The sequence below is a fragment of the Brevibacillus sp. MCWH genome, from assembly GCF_013096935.1.
Classification (GTDB): domain Bacteria; phylum Bacillota; class Bacilli; order Brevibacillales; family Brevibacillaceae; genus Brevibacillus; species Brevibacillus aydinogluensis.
Map to the genome: position 1 here is coordinate 338342 of NZ_SDLF01000001.1, position 7237 is coordinate 345578.

4 protein-coding genes and 1 pseudogene are annotated in these 7237 nt (G+C 45.2%); all 5 read left to right on the top strand.

The features are described from left to right. Positions 1-3: 3 nt before the first annotated feature. Positions 4-1482, top strand: coding sequence for a flagellar filament capping protein FliD (gene fliD / locus ETC00_RS01510; RefSeq protein ID WP_171564184.1), 1479 nt, complete (start codon positions 4-6; stop codon positions 1480-1482). A 12-nt stretch (positions 1483-1494) separates the two neighbouring features. Then, positions 1495-1872 (top strand): flagellar export chaperone FliS, encoded by a 378-nt coding sequence (gene fliS / locus ETC00_RS01515; RefSeq protein ID WP_171564185.1) that lies wholly within the window; start codon positions 1495-1497, stop codon positions 1870-1872. Positions 1873-1879: 7 nt separating this feature from the next. Then, a complete protein-coding gene (locus ETC00_RS01520; protein WP_171564186.1) occupies positions 1880-2233 on the top strand; it encodes a hypothetical protein in 354 nt (117 codons plus the stop codon). Between the two features lie 189 nt (positions 2234-2422). After that, positions 2423-6160, top strand: coding sequence for an IPT/TIG domain-containing protein (locus ETC00_RS01525; protein WP_171564187.1), 3738 nt, complete (start codon positions 2423-2425; stop codon positions 6158-6160). A gap of 776 nt (positions 6161-6936) precedes the next feature. After that, positions 6937-7237, top strand: a pseudogene (locus tag ETC00_RS01530) (group II intron reverse transcriptase/maturase); the annotation flags it as partial.

Here is a 7237-nt window from a genome sequence, read left to right on the forward strand (position 1 = left end):
TTGGTGAATACGATACGATTTGGAGGAATAGCCTCCGGCATTGATACGGAAAAACTGGTTAGAGATTTAATGAAAGTGGAGCGAGAACCTGTTAACAATTTGAAGCGAAAAAAACAGTTGGAAGAGTGGAGACGAGACAGCTATCGGGAAATCAATGCACTTTTGTATGAATTCCAAAAGTCTTTAGACGCGTTGCGCTTTGCGTCTAGTCTTAACAAGAAGAAGGTTGTTTCGGATAACGATGGGATTGTTTCCGTAGTCGCCAAGGGTACACCATCGCTGTCCAATTACTCAATCAAAGTAAATCAATTGGCACAACCGGCCGTTCCTGCTTCAGCAAAATTTGCAGTGAGCTCTTCCATCCCAGATGCTAATACGGAAATTGGAAGTTCGTTCACTTTTGAAATCATTACCGACTCGGGAACGAAACAGATCGAAGTGGAAGCGACCGATACCATAAGCAAGGTAATCGAAAAAGTAAATAAATCGGCATCTGGTGTGAAGGCCACTTATTTTAACAACCAGCTTGTCTTCACATCAGAAACAGAGGGAGTATTTAAGGTAAAAGTCGTCGATGGCGACGGCAGCAGTTTGGATATGGGGCCAGTGGGAACTGAAAGAAATTCGAGCAGTGGCGAACCAGGCATTCCCGCTATTGTAGAAATTAACGGTGTAACGCACACTCTTTCCAGCAATACGTTTACGTATGACGGGATTGAGTTTAATTTAAAGCAAATTTCCACGACTCCGCTCAATGTCGCTGTCAAAGCAGATGAGGACGCGATATTTGAGACCATTAAAAATTTTGTCGACAAGTACAACGAACTCATTAAAACAATCGACGCAAAAATATCGGAGCCAAAGTACAAGGGATACGAACCGCTGCTGGATGAAGAGAAAGAGCAGCTCCCCGAAAAAACAGCTGAAAAACTTGAGAAAATGGCGAAGAGCGGAATCCTCTCAAGAGACCCGATCCTTTATAACGCTCTGAATTCACTTCGTACCGCTTTGGCGACAAAATTGGATGGTGCCGATCCTGCCTTTGATACCTTAAGTGAGATTGGCATCACGGGTGCACCCTTTGGGAAGAATGCATATATGGAAAAAGGGAAGTTATATATAGACGAAGCCAAACTTCGCCGGGCGATCAGTGAAAACGCAGACAAGGTGATTCAACTGTTTTCACAATATAGCCCATCAAAAAATTATGGCGAAACTGGCTTGGCCCAGCGGTTGTATAATGTATTAGGCAACACAATCGAAGAATTGAGTGCAAAAGCGGGAAGTACATCCCTTCCTGTTGACGACAGTTATATTGGAAAAAGCATAAAGAACATCGACCAGAGCATAAAAGTTTGGGAAGACAGACTAAAACAAATCGAGGATAGGTACTGGAAAAAGTTTACCGAGATGGAGAAAGCCATGGCTAAATATCAATCTCAAAGTACGTGGTTTGTGAATTTGCTAGGTGGTCAACAGTAGGAGGAGATGCCTGTGTTACAAAATGCTGCTCAGACCTATCAGACAAACCAGGTAACAACTGCAACACCGGCTGAATTAACCCTCATGCTTTACAACGGTGCACTCAAGTTTCTAAAACAGGCACGCATTGGATTACAGAAAAAGGATTATGAATCTGCCAATCACTATTGTTTGCGTGTACAAGATATTCTTAAGGAATTAATGGCAACACTAAACGATTCGTATCCTATTTCCAAGCAGTTTTTTGGTATGTATGAATATATGCTCCGCAGGCTGATCGAGGGTAATATTCGCAAGGATATACAGGTCATCGAAGAGGTGGAAGACTTATTTACCCAGTTTCGTGACACTTGGAAAGAAGCAATGCTCTTGGCAAAACAACAAGGGTAGGATGAACGTGTTGCAAAAACATACTGTTAAACTGTTACAATTGACATATCAATTGGAAAAAGAGTTGCTGTTGGAAGAACCTGATCTCGAGAAAATCCTGGATCTTATAGATCAGCGGGAAATCTTGATGGGAGAAATAGACGCTTTAATCGTTCAAGGGAATAAGATAGATGAGAGTTCAAAAAAATCTTTAGAAGAAGCATATATGTTGCACGAGAAGCAGCTCATCTTATTGGAAAAGCTTCAACAAGAAATCAAACAAAAGATGGGGCAACTCCAACAAAGAAAGACTGTGTCGAATGTATACAATTTTCCCCAAGGCGCTGCTGGATATGGGGCGTTTTTTGACAAAAAACAGTAACTCGGTTTCGGAGCCTATTTCGATAGGCTTCTTTTGTTTTGCAAAAAGGGAGTAAACTAATGCTCAATAACCTCCGATATTAGTAATAAAGTATGCATGTTATTAGCATTTGAGCATGAATATTTTGGAAATTAGCTGAAAAGCAACGGCACTAGCTGTTGTTTTTCATATAAAAAAAGGAGGATGACCATGGGGAGCATAAGAAGGAGCTTACTCTTATTATTGTCTCTGCTTCTTGCATTTGTCGGAGTCCCGCTTCCATCCTTACAGGCTGCCGTCAGTGACTATATGACGGTAACTAAAAGCGTGAATCCAACATCTATTTCGACGGAGGAAGAAGCGGAAGTAACTTTGAACGTCAAAGGAACCCCTCCAGTGAATGTAGTGGAGCCGAACGACGTCATTCTGATTATTGACAAGTCGGGCAGCATGTTGCCGGAATATAACAACGGCGAAGACAAAATAACGGCTGCCAAGGAAGCAGCAAAAGGCTTTATTGACTTGATGGATTTTTCTAAGCATCGGGTCGGGGTTGTTGATTTTAGCTCTGAAAATTTAACGAAAACGTTCCCGCTGACCACAGATGCTGCTGCAGCAAAGAGCTACATTGATACGATCAAGGCAAATGGAGGAACCGCGACCGGATATGCTATTGATCAGGCAATTGCTGAACTGACTAATCATCGTCCGGAAGCACGTCCTGTCATTGTAATATTAACAGATGGTGATGCAACAGAACCGAAAGGAAATGCATATGAGTACGCCAAGGAGCGAGCTCAAGCTGCAAAAGAACAAGGTATAATTTTTTACACGATTGCCCTGCTGAAATCTACGGACAATCCGGATACAAGTGGACCTAACCTTCTTCTCAAAGAAATGGCTACAACAGCACATCATCACCATTTTGTGCTGGGATCCCAAGGATTGCAAGAAATCTATGCAGCAATCGTAAAAGAGATTGGAATGGCTTCGGCATATGACGTAACTGTTACCGATGTTGTGTCGCCGGAATTTGAAATTGTACCAGGCTCTTATGACAATAATATTCCGAAGCCTGAAGTAATTGGAAATACATTAACTTGGAAGTTTGCTGAACTGAAGAACGACACGCTTTCTTTTGTCTACAAAATCAAACCCAAAGATCCTGAAAAGACAGGAATTTTCCCGATATCAAAACCTCAATCAGTGATTACGTATAAAGATTATGCAGGCGCTAATAGATCAAAAGGGATTCCCAGTGTAAACCTCACTGTCAAATATCCTGCGCCGATTGTTACTTCGATCGAGAAAGATTATGGTCACCCTAACGGGGGAGAAACAGTTACGATTCGGGGAGACAAGTTTAGACCAGGGGCAACAGTATACTTTGGATTATATAAAGCCACAAACGTACAATATATCAGCAAAAATGAATTAACAGCAGTTACACCTGCTGGCACGCAAGGCACTGTTACGGTTAAAGTGACGAACCCGGATGGCCAACAAGGAACGGGGACATATCAATATAAAGCTGATCCCGAGATTACATCGGTTGAGCCGAACAACGGGCCACTGGCCGGGGGGACCATCGTCCTGATTAAAGGAAACTATGTAATGAAAGACGCGACGATAAAGTTTGGAGAAAAAATTGCACAGATGTACAATTATGCTTCTCCTTCCTATTTTCGCGTGATTGCCCCTGAAGGAGTGCAGCCTGGTCCAGTAGATCTAACGGTAACAAACCCTGATGGCACAACTGTTACTGTTCCGGGGGCGTATACGTACAATGCCCCACCAGTAGAGAAATTAACAGTAACAAATATCACCCCAACTGAGGGGCCACTGGAAGGCGGGGGAGCTGTTTATATTGACGGAACCCGTATACACCAAAATGTAAAAGTGTATATTGGAGAGAAAGAAGCACCGCTTGTCCAGTACTACTCTGACAAGCGAATAAAAGTACAAGCTCCTGCCGGGGACACGGCTGGGCCAGTAGATGTCAAGGTGCTGAATCCGGATGGAGAAAGCGTAACTATTCCAGCAGGGTATACTTACCTACCACCAGTCCAACTGCCGAAACCGGAAATTACTGTAGTCGACCCGGCTAGCGGTTTAATTGCAGGCGGAACTTCTGTGGTTGTGAAGGGATTAAACTTTGTTAAAGGAGTGAAAGTTTATTTCGGAGATTATGAAGGTGTAGATATTCAGTTTTATTCATCTAGCTTCCTGACGGTAAAAACCCCAGCTGTTCCAGCGCCAGGAAAAGTAAATGTAAAAGTAGTAAACCCAGACGGACAGGAAGCTGTAAAAGCTGAAGGATTTGAGTATCTGGCTTCTCTTCCGCCGGTCGCTCCGGCTGTGACGAGTATCACCCCGACAAGTGGTCCAATGGAAGGGGGAACGGTAGTTTATATCGATGGCAGTAATTTCGAAGAAGGTTTAAAGGTATTCTTTGGAAGCAAAGAAGCAATTGTGGAGAGGTATTATTCTCCTAACCGGGTAAAGGTAACAGCTCCGGCTAGTGATGTAGATGGGGCAGTCGATGTCCGTGTTGTAAATCCGAGTGGACTGGAAGGTGTATTGAGTCAAGGGTATACGTATATTGCACCTCCTCCTCCTGAACCGCCTTCGATTACCCAAATAACCCCGACAAGCGGTCCGATGGAAGGGGGAACGGTGGTATACATTGATGGAACAAATTTGGACAAAAATGCGAAGGTTTACTTTGGGAGTCTTGAAACTTCTGTAGGCTATTACTATTCGGCTAATCGAATTAAAGTAACGGCGCCTCCCAGTACCGTTGACGGTATTGTGGATGTAAAAGTAGTGAACCCAGATGGTGCTGAAGCTGTTTTGCCAAATGCCTACACGTATCTTGCGCCTCCACCGATTCCGGCCCCCGTTATCACCAATATAACTCCTAGCAGTGGGCCCTTGGCCGGCAATACTGTTGTTTACATTGACGGCTCGAATTTTATGAATGGTATTAAAGTTTACTTTGGAAATAAAGAAGGTACTGTTAATACAGTATATTCAAGTAACAAACTGAAGGCTGTGGCTCCGGCTGGTGATGCAGGAGGCCCGGTTGATGTGAAGTTGGTAAACCCGGATGGGAAGGAAGGAATTGCACCTTCTGCATATACCTATATTGCACCGTTGCCAGAACCGGTTGAGGTCACCCAAATAACCCCGAATAAGGGGCTCACCATGGGTGGAGAGATGATTATCATTGAAGGTAAGAATTTCAAAGCGGGGACAACTGTTACGTTTGGTTCAACCAATGTGAAGTTGGATTACTATTACAATAGCAGCAAGGTAAGGGTAAAGGCACCGCCTTCTAATGGCTATGTCGGGCCAGTTGATGTGACAGTGATCAATCCAGACGGAGAGAGCTTCACAGTTCCACAGGGATACACGTACGAAGAGCCTGTGATGGAAATTACAAACGTGTCTCCCAATCATGGGCCTATGTCCGGAAAAACAGTTGTGTATGTAGACGGAAAAAATTTTGACCCAGCCATGACTGTAACCATTGGTGGAAAGAACGTGTCCATTTACTACTACAACACAACTCGTTTCAAATTCGAAACACCGGCAAGCACAGTTTCCGGAGAGGTTCCCATTGTTGTAACCTTACCTTCGGGAAAAACTGCGACAGCGACATTCACCTATGATGCACCGCCGCCAACGCCAGCACCTACGATCACAAAAATCTCGCCTGCTTCCGGACCTGTGACGGGGAAAACGGTCGTATATCTCGATGGAACCGGGCTGTTGAATGGGTTGAAAGTTTATATGGATGGTAAGGAAGTGCAACAACCTTACTACTACAACACCACCCGAATTAAGTTTGAAACACCACCGGCAGATGGACCAGGGATTGTTCAGATCAAGATCGTCAACCCTGACGGTCAGGAAAGCAATACAATCGAATTTGAATACAAATAAACGAGGTGCGGAAACAGAAAGAAGGCGCTAATGCAGCGCCTTTTTTCTTATACAAATGATAAAAATCATTTATAGTAATTTTCACCCTCGGTAACTCTCTGGAGTTCGAGTCCAGATAATTGTGTAAAACAGAGTCTTTATAAAACTCCCGGTTAGTCCATTGGAACAAATTTCTATGTGAGAAGCAGCTGAGTTGAGTCAGCTGCTTCTTTTTTGGTGCGCCCGGCATGGGCGGTAGCTATAGGGTGAAAGTCCCGAACGGGGGTTGGCTGTACCAACCGTTAGCTTAAGGCAAGGGTGTCCGCCGTGAGGCGGAATCTGAAGGAAGCCGGCGGCAAAGTCCTGACCTGAGGTACACGAACCCAATTTGAGGCTGTTGTACTCGGGCGAGCCTGCCGAACAAGGTGAAGCCCCATACAGCCAAGGAGTGCAGCAGTAAATTGGGCAAGTACATGGGACGAAAGTTACCGCCCTTACCCGGGGAGGTCTGCATGATACGCTTACTACCGTTGGCAACCGTCTCCGCGAGGGGGCGCTGAACATGCAGAAGTCAGCAGAGGCCATAGTACTCCGATAGAGGACGCTCGAAGGAGGAAGGGCCGAACATCAAGTCAACACATGTTCTAATCCCTTTCGATACGGTGCGTCGAAGCAGAATTCCGAAATGGAACTTCCTCTGAATAGTAGGGGTGAAGCCCCGAGGGTACAGAGAAGGGCTGAGCATCGTACGGCAAGCTTAGCAACATGTGTGCGAAGAGAGGAGTATCGTCAGGGGCATGCTGGAGAAAGTGCTGTCACGGGACAACCTCATGGCCGCTCTCAAACGAGTGGAGGCCAACAGAGGTGCTGCGGGAATCGACGGTGTTTCAACCGAACAACTGCGCGACTACCTTCGTCAGCACTGGGCGACCATCCGGTCGCAAATCGAGAAGGGAACCTACAAGCCGTCTCCTGTCCGCAGGGTCGAAATCCCGAAACCTGACGGGGGAATACGATTGCTAGGCATCCCTACCGTGGTAGATCGCTTCATCCAGCAGGCCATCCTGCAGGTATTGACTCCCATATTCGACCCAGAGT

Bases quoted from the DNA above. Each gene is read 5' to 3' on its own strand.
- ETC00_RS01525 (WP_171564187.1), top strand. From the start codon at position 2,423: ATGGGGAGCATAAGAAGGAGCTTACTCTTATTATTGTCTCTGCTTCTT.